The organism is Herbiconiux sp., assembly GCF_023264855.1.
In the GTDB taxonomy this organism is placed as follows: domain Bacteria; phylum Actinomycetota; class Actinomycetes; order Actinomycetales; family Microbacteriaceae; genus Herbiconiux.
On record NZ_JAHFUW010000025.1, the window covers coordinates 1 to 18,341 of the forward strand.

The 18,341-nt window shown below is 68.6% G+C and carries 11 protein-coding genes; 5 read left to right on the forward strand and 6 right to left on the reverse strand.

Annotated features, from left to right (window positions below; genetic code table 11):
* The 6 genes from pstC to Q0D75_RS11370 all read right to left on the reverse strand — a co-directional run.
* The coding region (pstC, locus tag Q0D75_RS11345) for a phosphate ABC transporter permease subunit PstC (RefSeq protein ID WP_291053453.1) at positions 1–838 on the reverse strand (838 nt) is incomplete at its 3' end.
* 226 nt (positions 839–1,064) lie between these two features.
* The gene (gene pstS / locus Q0D75_RS11350) at positions 1,065–2,192 is read right to left on the reverse strand and encodes a phosphate ABC transporter substrate-binding protein PstS (protein ID WP_291053346.1); all 1,128 of its coding nucleotides are present in this window, start codon (positions 2,190–2,192) and stop codon (positions 1,065–1,067) included.
* A 183-nt stretch (positions 2,193–2,375) separates the two neighbouring features.
* On the reverse strand, positions 2,376–3,305 hold the full coding sequence (locus tag Q0D75_RS11355; RefSeq protein ID WP_291053349.1) for an NUDIX domain-containing protein: 930 nt from the start codon (positions 3,303–3,305) through the stop codon (positions 2,376–2,378).
* Positions 3,302–5,482, reverse strand: a complete 2,181-nt coding sequence (locus Q0D75_RS11360) for an RNA degradosome polyphosphate kinase (protein WP_291053352.1) — start codon at positions 5,480–5,482, stop codon at positions 3,302–3,304. Before Q0D75_RS11360 ends, Q0D75_RS11355 begins: the two co-directional genes overlap by 4 nt.
* A 12-nt stretch (positions 5,483–5,494) precedes the next feature.
* Complete coding sequence (locus tag Q0D75_RS11365; RefSeq protein WP_291053356.1) at positions 5,495–6,538, reverse strand: LacI family DNA-binding transcriptional regulator; 1,044 nt, start codon at positions 6,536–6,538, stop codon at positions 5,495–5,497.
* Between the two features lie 72 nt (positions 6,539–6,610).
* On the reverse strand, positions 6,611–8,155 hold the full coding sequence (locus Q0D75_RS11370) for a sugar ABC transporter ATP-binding protein (RefSeq protein ID WP_291053359.1): 1,545 nt from the start codon (positions 8,153–8,155) through the stop codon (positions 6,611–6,613).
* Positions 8,156–8,436: 281 nt separating this feature from the next.
* Between Q0D75_RS11370 and Q0D75_RS11375 the strand changes: the two genes are divergently transcribed.
* The 5 genes from Q0D75_RS11375 to Q0D75_RS11395 all read left to right on the forward strand — a co-directional run bounded on the left by Q0D75_RS11375 (position 8,437) and on the right by Q0D75_RS11395 (position 18,303).
* Positions 8,437–9,438 carry an ABC transporter substrate-binding protein gene (locus Q0D75_RS11375; protein WP_291053362.1) on the forward strand — a complete coding sequence of 334 codons (1,002 nt, stop codon included), beginning with the start codon at positions 8,437–8,439 and terminating at the stop codon, positions 9,436–9,438.
* A gap of 113 nt (positions 9,439–9,551) precedes the next feature.
* The gene (locus tag Q0D75_RS11380; protein ID WP_291053364.1) at positions 9,552–11,078 is read left to right on the forward strand and encodes a sugar ABC transporter ATP-binding protein; all 1,527 of its coding nucleotides are present in this window, start codon (positions 9,552–9,554) and stop codon (positions 11,076–11,078) included.
* On the forward strand, positions 11,075–12,205 hold the full coding sequence (locus tag Q0D75_RS11385) for an ABC transporter permease (RefSeq protein ID WP_291053367.1): 1,131 nt from the start codon (positions 11,075–11,077) through the stop codon (positions 12,203–12,205). Before Q0D75_RS11380 ends, Q0D75_RS11385 begins: the two co-directional genes overlap by 4 nt.
* The gene (locus Q0D75_RS11390) at positions 12,202–13,254 is read left to right on the forward strand and encodes a sugar ABC transporter permease (protein ID WP_291053370.1); all 1,053 of its coding nucleotides are present in this window, start codon (positions 12,202–12,204) and stop codon (positions 13,252–13,254) included. Before Q0D75_RS11385 ends, Q0D75_RS11390 begins: the two co-directional genes overlap by 4 nt.
* Positions 13,255–13,356: 102 nt before the next feature.
* Positions 13,357–18,303, forward strand: coding sequence for a family 43 glycosylhydrolase (locus tag Q0D75_RS11395; RefSeq protein WP_291053373.1), 4,947 nt, complete (start codon positions 13,357–13,359; stop codon positions 18,301–18,303).
* The last annotated feature ends 38 nt before the right edge of the window (positions 18,304–18,341 follow it).

An 18,341-nucleotide genomic window follows, 5' to 3' on the forward strand; every position in this document is an offset into this window, starting at 1 on the left:
CGAACAGCAGCAGGCCGGTGCCGATCAGGGCCTCGCGCTGCAGGGTGGTGGCGATCGGGAAGTTGAGGGCGATGTTCGCGGCGATGGTCTGCGAGTTCTCACCCTCGGTGAGCATCCGCACCGACACCAGGATGGCGGGCGAGATGATCAGCGCGATGGCCATCGTCTCGCCGAGCGCGCGGCCGAGGCCGAGCAGGGTGGCGCTGATGACTCCGGAGCGGCCGTAGGGGAAGACGGCGAGCTTGATCATCTCCCACTTGGTGGCGCCGAGCGCCAGGGCGGCCTCTTCGTGCAGGCGCGGGGTCTGCAGGAAGATCTCGCGGGAGATCGAGGTGATGATCGGCAGGATCATCACGGCCAGCACCACGGCGCCGGCGAGGATGGTGGACCCGGTGGTCGACACCTGGCCGCCGAAGAGGGGGATCCAGCCGAGGTAGGTGTTCAGCCAGTCGGAGAGCGGCAGCAGGAAGGGGCGGATGACGATGATGCCCCAGAGGCCGAAGACGATGGAGGGCACCGCGGCGAGCAGATCGACCAGGTAGCCCAGGATGCCGGCGAGCCGGCGCGGTGCGTAGTGCGAGATGAACAGGGCGATGCCGATGGCGATCGGGGCGCCGATGATCAAGGCGATCGCGCTGGCGAACAGCGTTCCCCAGATCAGCGGGCCGACGTACGACCAGAAGCTGTCGTAGCCGGCGGTGGGGCCCTCGGTGAGGTCGGTGTTGGTGGTCCAGTCGGCGAAGATCGCCGGCACCGCCTGGATGATCAGGAACAGCGCGACGCCCGCCAGGATGACCATGATCGAGATCGCGGATCCGGCGGACAGGCCGTAGAAGATGCGGTCGGCCGGGCGGGCCTTGGCCTTCACCTTCCGGGAGGCGCTCTTCGGAGCACCTCCCGGTGAGGTGGAGGAGGTGGTGGCCGATCCGGCCGTCGTCCTGTCGTTCACGCTCGAGCTCCCTGCGGCGGATTGAACAGCTGTGGATTCGCTCACTGCACTCTTTCTCAAGGGTATCGGCGTGGACGCTCAGTACGGCGGCCGGATCAGGCGGGGTGGAGCGGTGTTACTTGACGAGCTCGAGGCTCGTGGTGATCTCGGCCAGCATGTCGGCGGGGATCGGTGCGGAGCCGGCGTTCTTGGCAGCGACCTGCTGGCCGACCTCGCTCGCGATGAACGAGATGTAGCCCTTGGTGACCTCGGCCTGCGCCTCGTCGGCGAAGGTGGTGCACAGGATCGCGTAGGAGACGAGCGGGATCGGGTAGGCGTCGGCATCCGTGATGGCGGTGTAGTCGATTGTCTGGGCCAGGTCGCCCTCGATGCCGGTGTCCTTGGTGGTGGCGGCGGCGGTGAAGGCGTTGGATGCGCCCTCAGCGGAGAACGGCACGTAGTCGGTGCCGGTGCCCACCTGGATGTTGGCGGAGGTCAGGTCGCCGATGGCGCTGTGGTCGGCGTAGCCGATGGTGCCCTCGCCGGACTTGACGGTGTTCACGACACCGGAGCCACCCTGCTGGGCGGAGGAACCGGCGATCGGCCAGGCGTTGCCGGGCGCGTTGGTCCAGATGCTCGGCTGGGTCTGGCTGAGGTAGTTCGTGAAGTTGGTGGTGGTGCCCGATCCGTCGGAACGCGTCACGGTGGTGATCGCGGTGGCGGGGAGGGTGGCATCCGGGTTCTCGGCGGCGATGGCCGGGTCGTTCCAGGTGGTGATCTGGAGCGAGAAGATCTTCGCCAGGGTGGCCGACGACAGGTTGAGGTCGGTGACGCCCGCGAGGTTGTAGATGACCGCGACGCCGTCGAGGTAGATCGGCAGGTTGAGCGCGCCGCCGGGGCCGCAGAGGGTCTGGGCGGAGGCCTGCTGGTCGTCCTTCAGGGGCGAGTCGGAGCCTGCGAAGTCGTAGCTGCCGGCGAGCCAGTTGGTGACGCCGCCGCCGGAGCCCTGCGACTTGTCGTAGTTGATGGTGACGCCGGAGGCCTGCGCGGTGAATGCGGTGGTCCAGGCGGCCTGGGCGTTGGCCTGAGCGGAGGAACCGCCGGCGGTGATGGTTCCGGCGAGCGAGCTGTAGTCGACCGCTGCGGTCGTGGGCGTCGTCGACTCGGCCGGCGTTCCGCTGCTGTCGCTGCTGGCGCATGCCGAAAGTGCGAGGGCGCTGACGAGGACGATGCTGCCCACCGCCGCCACGTTCTTGAGCTTCACTGTGTTCCCTTCGAATTGGGTTATCTCGCGGGCGGCCGCAGTGAATATCGAGAGATCGATCACAGCCGCACGGATCGGGTCGGTGCTGACCCGTCAGCGACGCTAAGCGCGACGTCTGACCAGTCACCCGCACCCAGGTGAACGGAAGGTTAACGGAAGCCGACGATCGGCGTACGGCCGTCGTCAGGTCTGCGGCGTGTGCGTCTCGATGGCGATGATGCCCGCGTTCGGCCGATCGGCCGAGAGGTGCAGCACCGAATACCCGGCGACGGGCAGGTCGCCCGCGCGCGACACGGTCACGGCGGGGGCTGTTCCGGTGGCCCGTGCCACCTCGCGCACGATCTCGGGCAGCACGGGGCCGTGGCTGCACAGTACGGCGGTGACTCCCTTCGCGATGCGGCGGCCGACGACGGAGCGGATGTCGCTCTCGCCGTACTCGAAGGCGTCCTGGCTGATCGCATCCGTGGTCTTGACGCCGAGGGCGAGGGCCTTCGCGAGCGGCTGCACCGTCTGGCGGCAGCGCAGGGCGGTGCTCGAGACGATCTTCTGCGGGGCGAACGACAGCAGGCCGGGAACGATCGACCGTGCCTCGCCGAGGCCGCGTTCGGTGAGCGGCCGCTCGGCATCCGGGCCCGGGAACTGATAGGGCGGCGCGGCCTTCGCGTGCCGCAGCGCGATGATCGCGAAGGTGCGCGTGACGCCCTCCTCCACCAGCATGGCGAAGCGGTCGAGGATGGCGCCGTCGCGGTCGTAGGTGAGGGCGGCGCGGGCCTTCTTGATCGAGAGCCACTCCCGGGCCGCGACCTCGGCGTTGGGACGGAAGGTCGAGACGCGCACGGCCTCGTCGGTCACCTCGGCGGCCCAGTAGTGCACCACCTTCTCGCGCCCGTTGGGCATGGTGTAGTTGGTGACGCCGAGCGGCACCCCGAGGTGCACGCCGAGCCCGGTCTCCTCGGCGATCTCGCGCACCGCGGTCTGCGGCAGCGTCTCGCCCGGATCGACCTTGCCCTTGGGCAGCGACACGTCGCGGTGCGCGGTGCGGTGGATCACCAGCACCCGGATCTTGCCCTCGACGACCCGCCAGCACACGGCCCCCGCCGCGAAGACGGTCACCGCGTGGTGCCCGGGCGCTTGCGGCGGCTGATCTGCTGCATCAGCTCGTCCTGCAGGTCGATCAGGGGGGTGCCGTCGGCGGCGAGATTGGTGCGCGTCCAGTCGCCGGACTCCTCCAGCGACCAGGATGCGACGCCGTCCGACATCGCCAGCTCGAACAGGCTCTCGATCTCTTTGAGATGGCCGGGATCGACCAGGCGCACCAGCGCCTCGACGCGGCGGTCGAGGTTGCGGTGCATCATGTCGGCGCTGCCGATGAACACCTCGCGGTCGCCGTTGTTCTCGAACGAGAAGATGCGCGAGTGCTCGAGGTAGCGGCCGAGGATGGAGCGCACGCGGATGTTCTCGCTGAGACCGGGCTGCCCCGGCTTCAGCGCGCAGATCCCGCGCACCCACACGTCGACCGGGACGCCGGCCTGGCTGGCCCGGTAGAGGCCGTCGATGATGGCCTCGTCGACGATCGAGTTCAGCTTGATCTTGATGCCGGACGGGAGCCCCTGACGGGCGTTCTCGGCTTCGGCCTCGATGCGCTTGAGCAGGCCCTTGCGCAGGTGCAGCGGGGCCACCAGCAGGCGCTTGAACTTCTTCTCGATGGCGTAGCCGGAGAGCTCGTTGAACAGCCGGGTGAGGTCTTTGCCCACCTGGTCGTCGGCCGTGAGCAGCCCGAGGTCTTCGTAGATGCGCGAGGTCTTGGGGTTGTAGTTGCCGGTGCCGATGTGGCTGTAGCTCTTCAGGCGCCCCTTCTCCTGGCGGATGACCAGGGCGAGCTTGCAGTGCGTCTTCAGGCCCACCAGGCCGTACACCACGTGCACGCCCGCCTTCTCGAGCTTGCGCGCCCAGGAGATGTTGGCCTGCTCGTCGAACCGGGCCTTGATCTCCACCAGCGCGAGCACCTGCTTGCCGGCCTCGGCCGCGTCGATCAGCGCCTCGACGATGGGGGAGTCGCCGCTGGTGCGGTAGAGCGTCTGCTTGATGGCGAGCACGTGCGGGTCGGCGGCGGCCTGCTCGAGGAAGGCCTGAACACTCGTGGCGAACGACTCGTAGGGGTGGTGCAGCAGGATGTCGCCGCGCGAGATGGCCTTGAAGATGTCGGGCTTCGCGTTGGGCTCGGGCGGCAGCAGGGCCGCAGCCGTGGTGGGCACGTGCTTGGGGTACTTGAGGTCGGGGCGCGCGATGCGGTTGAGGTCGAACAGGCCGCCGAGGTCCAGCGGCGCGGGCAGGCGGTACACCTCCTGTTCGGTCACGTCCATCTCGCGCACGATCAGCTCGAGCGTCACCGGATCCATGTCGTCGGTGATCTCGAGGCGGATGGGCGGGCCGAAGCGACGGCGCAGCAGCTCCTTCTCGAGGGCCTGCAGCAGGTTCTCGGTCTCGTCCTCGTCGACCTCGACGTCTTCGTTGCGGGTGACGCGGAAGACGTGGTGCTCCACGATCTCCATGCCCGGGAACAGATCGCCGAGGTGGTTGGCGATCAGGTCTTCGAGGGTGATGAAGCGCAGTTCGTCGCTGGTCTCGCGGTGGTCGACGCGGATGAACCGGTTGAGCACCTGCGGCACCTTGAGGCGCGCGAACTCCTCCTTGCCGGTCTTGGAGTTGCGCACGCGCACCGAGAGGTTGAGCGAGAGGCCCGAGATGTAGGGGAACGGATGCGCGGGGTCGACCGCGAGCGGCATCAGCACCGGGAAGATCTGGTTCGAGAAGATCTCGTGCAGGTTCTCGCGGTCGGCCTCGTCGAGCTCGTCGTAGCGCACGATGCGGATGCCCGCCTCGCCGAGGGTGGGACCCACCAGGTCTTGCCAGGCCTTTGCATGGCGGGCCTGCAGTTCGTGGGCCTTGACGGAGATGTCTTCGAGCACATCCGTGGGCCGGCGGCCGACGTTGGTGGGCACGGCGAGGTCGGTGAGGATGCGGCGCTTGAGACCGGCGACCCGCACCATGAAGAACTCGTCGAGGTTGCTGGCGAAGATGGCCAGGAAGTTCGTGCGCTCCAGAACCGGCAGGGTGGGGTCTTCGGCGAGCTCGAGCACGCGCGTGTTGAACGCGAGCCAGCTGAGCTCACGGTCGAGATAGCGGCCCTCGGGCAGCGGCGGACCGGCCGTGGTCACGGCGAGTTCGTCGTAGTCGTCGTCGAAGTCGGTGACGACTCCGGCATCGAGCGAGATCATGTCGTCGTTCATGCAGCCATCATGTCACCCGTGTGTGTCCGTCGGGTGTGCTGTCGTGAGAGCGACGGGCGCCACGGCGGAGGAGCGCACGACCAGCTGCGGCACCGCCTGGTGCACCGGCGCGGGTTGCTCCCCGTTGATCCGGGCGAGCAAGGTGACCAGCAGGTCGGTTCCGAGCTGCCGGAAGTCCTGACGCACGGTGGTGAGAGGTGGGGAGAAGTGCGCCGCCTCGGGGATGTCGTCGAAGCCCACGATGCTCACGTCCTCCGGTACCCGCAGGCCCCGCTCGGTGAGCGCGTGCGTCAGCCCGAGCGCCATCTGGTCGTTGGCGGCGAACACCGCGGTGACCTCGTGGGCGGGAAAGGCCGAACCGAAGGCGAAACCGGCCGCCGGAGTCCAGTCACCGGTGCCGATGACACGGGCGGAGAGCCCGTTGTCGGCGAGCTCGTCGCGCCAGCCGCGTTCGCGCTCCCGGGCGTCGACGGCATCCCTCGGCCCGGCGAGGTGGGCGATCTCGTGGTGGCCGAGGCCGATCAGGTGCCGCACGGCCGCACGGGCGCCCTGGTACTGATCGGTGCCGACGGTCACGATCCCGGCCAGCTCGGTGGCCTGCAGCACCACGAGCGGCACGGTCAACTCCATGCCGGCCACGATGTCGGTGACGCCCTCGTGCGCGCTGATCACGGCGATGCCCTCGACGCTCTGACGCAGGAAGGCCTCGACCGCCGTGCGCACCGAGCCGGGATCGCCGTCGACCATGTTCGCGGTGAAGACCGACCAGCGGGCGTCCCGGGCGGCCGCGTTGAAGTACAGCACCGTCGACGACGGCCCGAACTCGGTGCCCCCGGTGGCCACGACGCCGATCGTGCGGGAACGCCGGGTGACCAGCGCCCTGGCGGCGGGCGAGGGCACGTAGCGCAGCTTCTTGATGGCGTCCTGCACCCGCACCTTGGTGGACGGCCGCACGTTGGGGAGGTCGTTGAGAACCCGCGAGACCGTCTGATGGGAGACGCCGGCGAGCCGGGCGACGTCGAAGATCGTGGCTTGGCGAGGGCTGTCAGCGGGCACGGATCACCCCCCTTCGGCGTGACTGGAAGACTAATGCACCGCTGTCGATGCTCGGCATCGCCGCGGCGGCCCTCATTGCTCGCTCCGCGCCGGCGGCGCGTCGGCGATGGCCGCCAGCAGGCTCGCGACGCTGAGGTCGTGGTTGGGCAGGTCGGCCACCTTGCGCCGGTCGCGCAGCACGGCCACGCGGTGGCTGATGCGCAGCACCTCTTCCAGCTCGGCCGAGATGAACACCACCGAGAGCCCGTTCTCGGCCAGATCGGTGACGAGCTTCTGGATCTCGGCCTTGGCGCCGATGTCGATGCCGCGGGTGGGCTCGTCCAGCACCAGCAGGCGGGGCGCGATGGCGAGCCAGCGGGCCAGCAGCACCTTCTGCTGATTGCCGCCCGACAGGTTCTTCATCAGGGCGTCGGGGTCGTTCGGGCGGATGTCCATGGCCTGGATGTAGCTCGCGGCCAGTTCGTCCTGCCGGGCCCGCGGGATGCGGCGGAACCAGCCGAGATCGGCCTGCAGGGCGAGCGCGATGTTGTCGCGGATCGTCAGATCGCCGATGATCCCCTCGGTGCGGCGGTTCTCGGAGGCGTAGACGATGCGGCGCTTGAGTGCCCGGCGAACCGTGCTGAGCCGGGCGGGACTGCCCTCCACCGCGATCGTGCCCGAGTCGGCGCGATCGATCCCGGTGAGAAGGCGTGCCAGCTCGGTGCGCCCTGAACCCAGCAGCCCCGCGATGCCCACGATCTCGCCCTCGTAGATGCGCAGATCGATCGGCTCGAGGGCGCCGCTTCGGCCGAGGCCGACCGCGGCCACGAAGGGCTGCTCGTCTTCGAGCGAGTCCTCCAGATGGCTGGACTCGAGCCGCTGGTGCAGGTCGTCCAGTGCCGTCAGCTCCTTGCCGATCATCTTCTGCACCAGGTCGATCCGCAGCAGTTCCTGCGGCAGGTACTCACCCACCAGGCGGCCTTCGCGCAGCACGGTGAGCCGATCGGAGATCTCGTAGACCTGGTCGAGGAAGTGCGAGACGAACAGGATGGCCACGCCCTCGGACTTCAGCAGCGCGATCACCCGGAAGAGCTCGGTGACCTCCTCGGCATCCAGGCTCGAGGTGGGCTCGTCGAGAACCAGCACCCGGGTCTGCACCGCCACGGCCCGCACGATGGCGACGAGCTGCTGCACGGCGGGCGGGTGGTCGGCGAGGGTCGAGGCCGGATCGATGTCGAGGCGCATCACCTCGAGCAGCTCCCGGGTGCGGGCACGCATGGCCTTCCCGTCGATGCCGCCCCAGCGGGTTCGGGGCTCGCGGCCGAGCATCACGTTCTCGGCCACCGAGAGGTTCGGCAGCAGATTGATCTCCTGGTAGACGGTGCTGATCCCGGCCCGCTGCGCGTCGGACACCCCGGAGAACGACACCTCGTCGCCGCCCACCAGGATGCGCCCGCCCTGCGTGCGGTACACGCCGGTCAGCGCCTTGATCAGGGTGGATTTGCCGGCGCCGTTCTCACCCATCAGGGAGTGCACCTCGCCCGGGAACAGGCGCAGGTCGACGCCGTCCAGAGCCAGCACGCCCGGGAAGCCGACGGACACGCCGATGAGCTGCACGACGGGTGTGGGCGCGGTCATCTCGGCTCTCCAGTGAGGCAGGGGATCGCGGCCAGTGCTGGATGTTAGGGCTCACATCCCTTGACCGCAAGGAAGTCTATCGCGCGCCATGGCCCGGGAACAAGCGGATGTGAGCGTTCTCAAAATGAGACTTGACACTGACGGGATTTCGTCGCTAACGTTCAGCGCATCGGGTTTGTGAGCGCTCACAAAAGGCGCTCGACTCTCCGCACGCACCACTGCAGCAGACACATTCACACCGCTGCCCGACGAAGGGCCGGCGGATCTCGAGGAGGAGATCAATGTCTAAGACAGCATCGTTCCGCGCATTCGCGGGCATCGCACTCGTGGGGGCCATGGCGCTCGGCATCACGGCGTGCTCGGGCGGCTCGTCCGCCGAGTCGACCGGCGCCGCCGGCTCCGACGGCGAGCTCACCACCATCGGCTTCGTCGCCGTCGGCCCCGAGGGCGGCTGGCGCACGGCCAACGAGCAGAACATCCAGGACTCGTTCTCGAAGGAGAACGGCTTCGACCTCAAGTACGCCCCGGCCACCAACGGCGACCAGAACTCGCAGATCACCGCGTTCACCTCCTTCATCGACGAGGGCGTCGACGCCATCCTGCTCTCGGCCACCGAGGCCACCGGCTGGGAGAGCGTGCTCGAGCGCGCTCAGGAGGCCGAGATCCCCGTGGTGCTGCTGGACCGCGGCATCGAGCCCAACGACACCTCGCTCTACACCAGCCACATCGCGCCCGACAACGTGGGCATCAGCGCCTCGGCCGCCGAGTGGGCGAACGCGCAGTTCCCCGACGGCGCCAACTACGTCGTGCTCGAGGGCCCTCCCGGCCTCTCGGTGGTCAACGACCGCAACAAGGGCTGGGACGAGACGATCGACGCCAACATGAAGAAGCTGGAGAGCCAGTCGGCCAACTGGTCGACCGAAGAGGCCAAGAGCGTCTTCGAGACCATCCTCAAGGCCAACAACAACGACGTGCAGCTCGTCTTCGCCCAGAACGACGAGATGGGCCTGGGCGCCGCGCTCGCCGTCGAAGAAGCGGGCCTGAAGCCCGGTACCGACGTGAAGATCATCACGATCGACGGCACCAAGGCCGCGCTGACCGCCCTCTCCGAGGGCCGGCTCAGCTTCGTCGCCGAGTACAACCCGTTGTTCGGCGACACCGCCATCGACGTGGTCAAGTCGGCGCTCGCCGGCGAGACCGTCGAGTCGGACATCGTGGTGCCGAGCGTGACCTTCGACTCGCCCGAGGCGGCGACCGAGGCACTGCCCACCCGTCAGTTCTGATCCGCCCCGCGCCGCCCGGTTCCTCTCCCGCAGAGGAACCGGGCGGCCCCGGCTCCGGCCGGGTACCCCTTCCAGCGACGACGCCGGGCATCCGGCAGAACGACCAGGCAGACATGGCAGCGACAGAGCCGATCGTCGAGATGAGCGACATCTCGATCGAGTTCCCCGGCGTGAAAGCCCTCCAGCACGTGGACTTCCGGCTGTTCCCGGGCGAGGTGCACACCCTGATGGGCGAGAACGGCGCCGGCAAGTCCACGCTGATCAAGGCGCTCACCGGCGTCTACAAGATCGACGGGGGCAGCATCCGCGTGGCCGGGGCGCCGCGCTCGTTCAGCGGAACGGCGGATGCGCAGAGCGCGGGCATCTCGACCGTCTACCAAGAGGTCAACCTCTGCGACAACCTCACCATCGGTGAGAACGTGATGCTCGGTCACGAGGTGCGGGGACACTTCGGCATCAACTGGGCGAAGACCCACAGCGCCGCGCACGACGCGCTGGTGGGCCTCGGCCTCGGCCACCTCGACACGAAGCAGCCGCTCTCCAGCATCTCGCTCGCGCTGCAGCAGCTGGTGGCCATCAGCCGGGCCATGGTGACCAAGTCGAAGGTGCTCATCCTCGACGAACCCACCTCGAGCCTGGACGCGAACGAGGTCGAGGGGCTCTTCGCCGTGATGCGGCGCCTGCGCGACCAGGGCGTCGCCATCCTCTTCGTCTCGCACTTCCTCGATCAGGTCTACGCCATCAGCGACCGCCTCACCGTGCTCCGCAACGGCGAATTCGTGGGGGAGTACCGCACCTCGGAGCTCGACCGCAGCCAGCTCATCTCGAAGATGATCGGCAAAGACTTCGGCGCCCTCGCGGCGCTCGGCTCCAACCGCGGACGCACCGTCGACGCGGATGAGCCCGCCTTCTACTCGGCGACGGATCTCGGCCGCAAGGGCTCGATCGATCCCGTCGACATCCAGGTGCACCGGGGCGAGGTGGTGGGCCTGGCCGGCCTGCTCGGCTCCGGGCGCACCGAGCTCGGCCGCCTGATGTACGGCGCCGACCGGCCCGACACGGGCGAGGTCACCATCGGCGGCACGACCGTCGAGGTGCACAGTCCCACCGCGGGCCTGGCGAAGAAGATCGCCTTCTCGACCGAGAACCGACGCGACGAGGGCATCATCGGCGACCTCACGGTGCGCGAGAACCTGATCGTGGCCGTGCAGGCCCGCCGCGGCTGGGCCCGCCCGCTCTCCCGTCGCGAGCAGAACGAGCTCTGCGAGAAGTACCTGGTGTCGCTGAACGTGCGGCCGGCCGATCCCGAGCTCCCCATCAAGAACCTCTCCGGCGGCAACCAGCAGAAGGTGCTGCTCGGCCGGTGGCTGGCCACCCAGCCCGAGCTGATCATCCTCGACGAGCCCACGCGCGGAATCGACATCGGGGCCAAGGCCGAGATCCAGGAGGCGATCGCGACGCTGGCCGAAGAAGGCATGTCGGTGGTGTTCATCTCGTCCGAGCTCGAAGAAGTCGTCAGACTGAGTGAACGGATCGTCGTGCTGAAGGACCACCGCAAGATCGGCGAGATCGTGAACGGCCCGGAGATCACCGCAGAGACCATCGTCGACCTCATCGCCACCGAAGGGACCACCCCATGAGCGCGCCAACGCCGCCGCGAGCGAGCATCCCGCGATCCGGAGCCCGGCAGTTCGCCGTCTCCGTCGTGCGCCAGCCCTACATCTGGGCCGTCGTCGCCCTGCTGCTGCTGATCGTGATCAACCTGATCAAGGATCCGGGCTACCTCGGCATCTCGGTGAACGCCACCACCGGCAACCTCTCGGGCAACGTCATCGACATCCTCCGGGCCAGTGCGCCCATCATGATGATCGCCATCGGCATGACCCTGGTGATCGCCACCCGCGGCATCGACCTCTCGGTCGGCTCGGTGATGGCGGTCTCGGGCGCCGTCTCGATGGAGTTCATGAACAGCTCCGGAGACGGCAGCGTCGGCGGCGCCATCCTCGCCGCGGCCTTCGCCATCGGCATCAGCGCCGTGCTCGGCGCGGTCAACGGCGTGCTGGTGTCGATCGTGGGTCTGCAGCCCTTCATCACCACGCTGATCACGATGCTCGCCGGCCGTGGACTCGCGAAGGTGATCACCTCCGGCCAGAACACCTCGGCCAGCAACGAGCCGTTCCGGTGGATCGCGAACGGCACCGTCTTCGGCTTCCCGGTGGTGTTCGTCATCGGCGCCGTGATCGTAGCCATCGTCGCCGTGCTCATCCGCCGCACCGCCCTGGGCCTCATGATCGAGTCGATCGGCATCAACCCCAAGGCCGCGCGGATGGCGGGCATCCGGCCCATCGGCATCCTGATCTCGGTCTACATCGTCAGCGGCATCCTGGCCGGTATCGCCGGCATCTTCTCGACCGCCAGTGTGATGACGGTCGAGGTGGCCAAGACCGGCCTCTCGGCCGAGATGGACGCCATCCTCGCCGTGGTCATCGGCGGTACCTCGCTGGCCGGCGGCAAGTTCTCGTTGACCGGGAGCGTGATCGGCGCGCTGCTGATCGCCACCCTCGACAAGACCATCGTGTTCCTCGCCATCCCCTCCTCGGCCACGCCCGCGTTCAAGGCGCTCGTGATCGTGGTGATCTGCCTGCTGCAGTCGCGCCGGGTCAGAGCGCTGTTCAACCAGCGCCGAGCGCCCCGCACACCGTCGGCCCCCACTGCTCCGGCGCCCACCGCGCCGCGCACGACCCGAAAGGAGACGGTGTCGGCATGAGCACCCTCATCGAACGGCCGCTCTCCGGCCCCTCGGGTTCGCCGGCTCCGGCCCGCCCGACCCCGCTCTCGCGCCTGAAGCCCAAGCTCGAGACGCTGCCCACGCTCGCCGCGGTCGTGATCTTCATCGGCATGATCGTCTACGGCGAGATCGCGTATGGCCGGATCGTGCAGTTCAGCACCGTCTCGAACCTGCTGATCAACAACTCGTACCTGATCATCCTGGCCGTGGGCCTGACCTTCGTCATCCTCACCGGCGGAGTGGATCTCTCGGTCGGCGCGGTGATCGCGATCAGCAGCCTGGTGGGCGTGATGCTGGCCAACCAGGGCTGGAACCCGATCGCCGTCGTCGTGCTGATGATCCTGATCGGCTCGGCCTTCGGACTCGCCTCGGGCATCCTGATCCAGTTCTTCAACGTGCAGCCGTTCATCGCCACCCTGGCGATGATGTTCCTGGCCCGGGGGCTCGCCGCGATGCTGAGCACCACGCCGGAACGCCTCGCCGACGACTCGCCCATCCGCAGCCTGTCGACCGAGTGGAAGGTCATCGACGGGCCGAAGATTAACGACCTCGTGATCACTCCCACCGTGCTGATCGCCGCCGTCGTGGTGATCGTGGCCTTCGTGGTGCTGCACCGCACGCGCCTCGGCCGCACCGTCTACGCGATCGGCGGATCCGAGCAGTCGGCGCTGCTGATGGGGCTGCCCGTGGTGCGCACCAAGCTGCTCATCTACGTCATCAGCGGCACGCTCGCGGGCCTCGCCGCGGTGGTGTACACCTCCAAGCTCGGCATCGCGCAGAACATCACCGGCGTCGGCTGGGAACTGGATGCCATCGCCGCGGTGATCATCGGCGGAACCCTGCTCACCGGCGGTGCGGGCTTCGTGCTCGGCTCGGTGGTGGGGGCCCTGGTGCTCGGCCTGATGAACGTGTTGATCACCCGCGACGGCAGCATCCCGCCCGAGGCCACGACCATCATCACCGGCGGCATCCTGCTCGTGTTCGTGCTGCTGCAGCGGCTCGTGGTGTCGCGCAAACGCAAGACCTAGACCGCCTTCCGGGCCCTTCGGGGCACCTTCTCCCAGCACAGCTCTGCCCTCGTGCAGCTCCGCCCCCGTTCGACGATGAAGCCGATTCAGGAGACATTCCGCATGACACGTCCATCCTTCAAGGCGCTGGTCGCCGCCACCGCCGTGGCGCTCACCGTGCCGTTGCTGAGCGCGACCCCCGCGTTCGCCGAACCCGCCGACCACCTCGTGGCGCACTACGCCCTCGACGAGACGACGGGGAGCACGGCCGTCGACAGCTCCGGCAAGGGCCACGACGCCCAGATCGCCGGCGCACCTGTTCTGGGCGGTGATGCCGGGCTGACGCTGGACGGTGTGGACGATCACGTCGCGCTGCCGAACGACATCCTCGCCGGCCTGGACTCGATCACCGTGAGCACCGAGGTGCTGGTGCGCGGCGAGCAGGGCACGCCGTACTTCGTGTTCGGTCTCGGCAACCCGGCCACGAGCAGCTCGGGTACCGGCTACCTCTTCGCCACCGGCAACACCTACCGGGCCGGCATCACCACCGGGAACTGGAGCGGCGAGCAGGTCGTCGGCTCCGATGCGAACCTGGCCCGGGACACCTGGAAGACGCTCACCTACACGCTCGACGACGCGAGCGACACCGCGCGCCTCTACCTCGACGGCGCCGAAGTGGCCGTGAAGACCGGCGTCACCGTGAAGCCCGGCGAGCTCGGCGGCGGAACCACCACCGCCAACTACATCGGCCGCTCGAACTACGCCTCCGACCGGTACCTCGCCGGCAGCGTGCGCGACTTCCGCCTCTACGACACGGCGCTGAGCGCCACCGAGGTGGCCGCCCTGCAGCCGAGCGACGAGGTACGCCTCGCCCGCGACGCCGAGCAGCTCACGCTCGGCGACCTCTCGGCCGTGCAGAGCGACCTGGTGCTGCCCGGCACCGGCCTGAACGGCTCGACGGTGACCTGGAGCTCGGATGCTCCGGGCACCATCTCGACGACCGGTGCGGTCACGCGCCCCGAGGCCGGCCAGAGCGACGCCACGGTGACGCTCACCGCGACCCTCGCGCGCGGCACGGGCAGCACCACGAAGGACTTCACGGCCACCGTGCTCGCCCTGCCCGACGATCAGTCCGAGGTCGACTCCGCGGCCACCGCCCTGGTGATCAACACCCTCGACGACGTGCGCGGCAACCTGACGCTGCCCGCCGCACCGGAGGGCATCTCGCTGGAGTGGACCTCCTCGGATCCGTCGATCGTGTCGGTCACCGGCGAGGTGACCCGCCCCGAGGCCGACACCGCGGTGACCCTGACCGCCCAGCTCGGCAAGGGCTCGGCCACCGCCACCCGCACCTTCACGGCCCAGGTCAAGAAGGCCGCCGACCTCGCCGCGTACGAGGGCTACGCCTTCGCCTACTTCACCGGCAACTCCCTCGCCGGCGAGAACATCTACTTCGCCGCGAGCGAGGGCAACAACGCCCTCGACTGGAAGGAGCTGAACGGCGGCCGGCCGGCGCTGAGCTCGACCGAGGGCACGAAGGGTCTGCGCGATCCGTTCGTCATCCGCTCTCCCGAGGGCGATAAGTTCTACCTGATCGCCACCGACCTCTCGATCGGCAGCGGCACCTCGTGGGGCGACTCGGTGCGCACCGGCAGCAAGTACATCGAGGTCTGGGAGTCCAGCGACCTGAAGAACTGGTCGGCGCAGCGTCACGTCAAGGTGGCCCCCGACAACGCGGGCATGACCTGGGCGCCCGAGGCCTACTACGACGACACCATCGGCTCCTACGTGGTGTTCTGGGCCTCGGCGCTCTACGGCGACGACGACCCGGGCCACACCGGTGCCACCTACCACCGCATGATGTACGCCACCACGCGCGACTTCGTCACCTTCAGCACGCCCGAGGTGTGGCAGGACCAGGGGGTGTCGCGGATCGACTCCACCGTCATCGAGGAGAGCGACGTCTACTACCGCTTCACGAAGGACGAGGGCGCCGGCGGCACCGGATGCAGCGACATCATCCAGGAGTCCTCCACCGACCTGCGCGCGACGCTCGACTCGTGGACGGTGATGGACAGCTGCATCGGCCGTGACGCCGGCACGAGCGCCGTGGAAGGCCCCACCGCCTTCAAGGCGAACCCCGGCGACGTGAACGGCGACAAGTTCTACCTCTTCGTCGACGAGTACGGCGGACGCGGGTACATCCCGCTCGCCACCGACGACATCGCCCACCCCGACTGGAAGGTCGCTGCGGACTACGACCTGCCCGCCAGCCCCCGCCACGGCACCGTGATCCCGGTCACGGCCGACGAGCTCGCCGCGCTCAGCGTCGACGAGCCGGTCGTGCCCCCGGCACCCGCCAATGAAGACGGCGAGATCGTGCGTTACGACTTCTCCGACGGCTCCGGATCGGTGCTGCACGACGTCTCCGGCAACGGCCAGGACGGCAGCATCCAGGGCGGCGCCACGTTCGCCGACGGCGCTCTGCTGCTGGACGGCGGCGACGACTACGTCGACCTGCCCGACAACCTGCTGGCCGGTGTCGTCGACACCACGGTCGAGGCGGATGTCTGGATCAACTCCGGGCAGGCCACTCCGTACTTCATCTACGGACTGGGCAACACCGTCTCGGGTGCCGGCAACGGCTACCTCTTCTCCACGGGCAACGGTTACCGCACCAGCCTCGCCACCGGCAACTGGACGACGGAGCAGACGGTCGCGCAGGGCGGCGACCTGCCCCGAGGCCGATGGGCCCACCTCACCTACGTGCTGAAGGACACCACCGCCACGATCTACCTTGACGGCATCGCGGTGGCCTCCGGCACGGTCACCACCGATCCCGGCGACATCGGCCAGGGAGTGACGACGGCCAACCACCTGGGCAAGTCGAACTACGACGGCGACCGCCTGCTGAACGGCCGGCTCCGCGGGTTCGCGATCTACAACCGCGCGCTCTCCGACGCCGAGGTGCTCGCCGCCTCGGGCAATACCTCGGCCCTGGCCGGCGTGACACTCGCAGAAGACGTGCTGAAGACTGCACCGATCGTCGACTCGGCCGCCCATACCGTCGTGTTCCCGGTGAAGCCGGGCACCGACCGGAGCGCGCTCACGCCGCAGTTCGCGACCGCGGCCGGTGTGCAGGCGAGCCCCGCATCCGGAACGACCGCCGACCTGCGCGAACCGGTGACGGTCACGCTCACCTCGGCCGGCGCGGACCCCGTCACCTGGACGCTGAGCGCCATCGAGATGGGCAGCCCGAGCATCCCGGGGCTCTACGCCGACCCGAACATCGTGGCCTTCGGCGACACGTACTACATCTATGCGACCACCGACGGCTTCCCCGGCTGGGGCGGCAAGGAGTTCTTCGTCTGGTCGTCGAAGGATCTTGTGGACTGGACGCGATCCGAGACGCCGATCCTCACGCTCGACGGTGCCGACGGGAACGTGCCGTGGGCGACCGGCAACGCCTGGGCGCCGACGATCGCCGAGAAGGACGGGAAGTACTACTTCTACTTCAGTGGGCACAACGCCGAGCTGGACCGCAAGACGATCGGCGTCGCCGTGGCCGACAGCCCGACCGGGCCGTTCGTGGCCCAGCCCGAAGCGATGATCCTGAACGACGAGGCCGTGACCTCGGGCCAGGCGATCGACCCGGCGGCGTTCACCGATCCGGAGACCGGGAAGCACTACCTGTTCTGGGGCAACGGATCGCCGGTGTACGCCGAGCTCTCGGACGACATGCTCTCGATCAAGGCCGAGACGCTGAAGCCGATCTCCGGACTGACCGACTTCCGGGAGGGCACGTTCCTCAACTACCGTGACGGCCTGTACCACCTCACCTACTCGATCGACGACACGGGTTCGGCGAACTACAAGGTGGGCTATGCCACGGCGACCAGTGTCGACGGGCCGTGGACGTACCGCGGAGTCCTGCTGCAGAAAGACACCACCAAGGGCATCCTCGCCACCGGGCACAACTCGGTGCTGAACGTGCCGGGAACGGATGACTGGTACATCGCGTACCACCGCTTCGCGATCCCGGGCGGCGATGGTCAGCACCGCGAGACCACGATCGACGAGCTCACCTTCGACCCGGCCACCGGTCTCATGCAGACCGTGACGCCGACGCTGGAGAGCGTGGCGCCGCAGACCATCGTGACGGCTCCGGTCGAGCCCGAGGTGGGGCGCATCGGGGGCGCGGATCGGTTCGAGGTGTCGGCGAACACGTCGAAGGCCGGCTGGCCGGATGGTTCGTCCACGGTGTATGTGGCGTCGGGCGAGGTGTTCCCGGATGCCCTGTCCGCCGCATCGGCGGCCACGGTCGCGGGTGCGCCGATCCTGCTGGCTCGGTCGGGCGCGGTGCCCGCCGCGGTGAAGGCCGAAATTCAGCGACTCGGCGCAACGGACATCGTGATCGTGGGTGGGCCGAACACCATCGGTGCGGGTGTCGAGGCGGAGCTCGCGAAGCTCGGTGCCGTGACCCGCATCGGGGGAGCGGATCGGTTCGAGGCGTCGCGGAACATCGCGGAGCACGCCTTCCCGGATGGTGCGGAGGTGGCGGTTCTGGCCACGGGCCTGACCTTCCCGGATGCGCTCTCCGCAGGTGCTGCCGTGGCCGGTCGCGGCCCGGTGATCCTGGTGAACGGCGGGGCTGCGGGTCTGGATGCGGCGACGAAGGCGCTGCTGACCGACCTCGGGGTCGATGAGATCGCGGTCGCCGGTGGCACCAACTCGGTTTCCACGGGCATCCAGTCGGATGCGGCGAAGATCGCCGACACCGTGCGCCTCGGTGGCGCGGACCGGTTCGAGGCGTCGCGCACGATCACCGCGCACTTCGTCACCTCGGCGAAGAACGTGCTGCTGGCGACGGGTTCGAACTTCCCGGATGCTCTCTCGGGTTCGGCGTTCGGCCCCCGTACGGGTGCCCCGCTGTTCACGGTTCAGGGTTCCTGCATCCCGGCGGAGACGCTGGCGCAGATCACGGCTCTGGGTGCCGAGCAGATCACTCTCCTGGGCGGCCCGAACACGCTGAGCCCCGCGGTCGAGCAGCTCCAGCCCTGCGCCGGCTGAGCCGTACCATCCTCCATCACTACGACGAAGTAGGAAAC

Coding starts and splice junctions, on each gene's coding strand:
- Q0D75_RS11360 (WP_291053352.1), bottom strand. CDS start 5,482: ATGAACGACGACATGATCTCGCTCGATGCCGGAGTCGTCACCGACTTC.
- Q0D75_RS11370 (WP_291053359.1), bottom strand. CDS start 8,155: ATGACCGCGCCCACACCCGTCGTGCAGCTCATCGGCGTGTCCGTCGGC.
- Q0D75_RS11375 (WP_291053362.1), top strand. CDS start 8,437: ATGTCTAAGACAGCATCGTTCCGCGCATTCGCGGGCATCGCACTCGTG.
- Q0D75_RS11380 (WP_291053364.1), top strand. CDS start 9,552: ATGGCAGCGACAGAGCCGATCGTCGAGATGAGCGACATCTCGATCGAG.
- Q0D75_RS11385 (WP_291053367.1), top strand. CDS start 11,075: ATGAGCGCGCCAACGCCGCCGCGAGCGAGCATCCCGCGATCCGGAGCC.
- Q0D75_RS11390 (WP_291053370.1), top strand. CDS start 12,202: ATGAGCACCCTCATCGAACGGCCGCTCTCCGGCCCCTCGGGTTCGCCG.
- Q0D75_RS11395 (WP_291053373.1), top strand. CDS start 13,357: ATGACACGTCCATCCTTCAAGGCGCTGGTCGCCGCCACCGCCGTGGCG.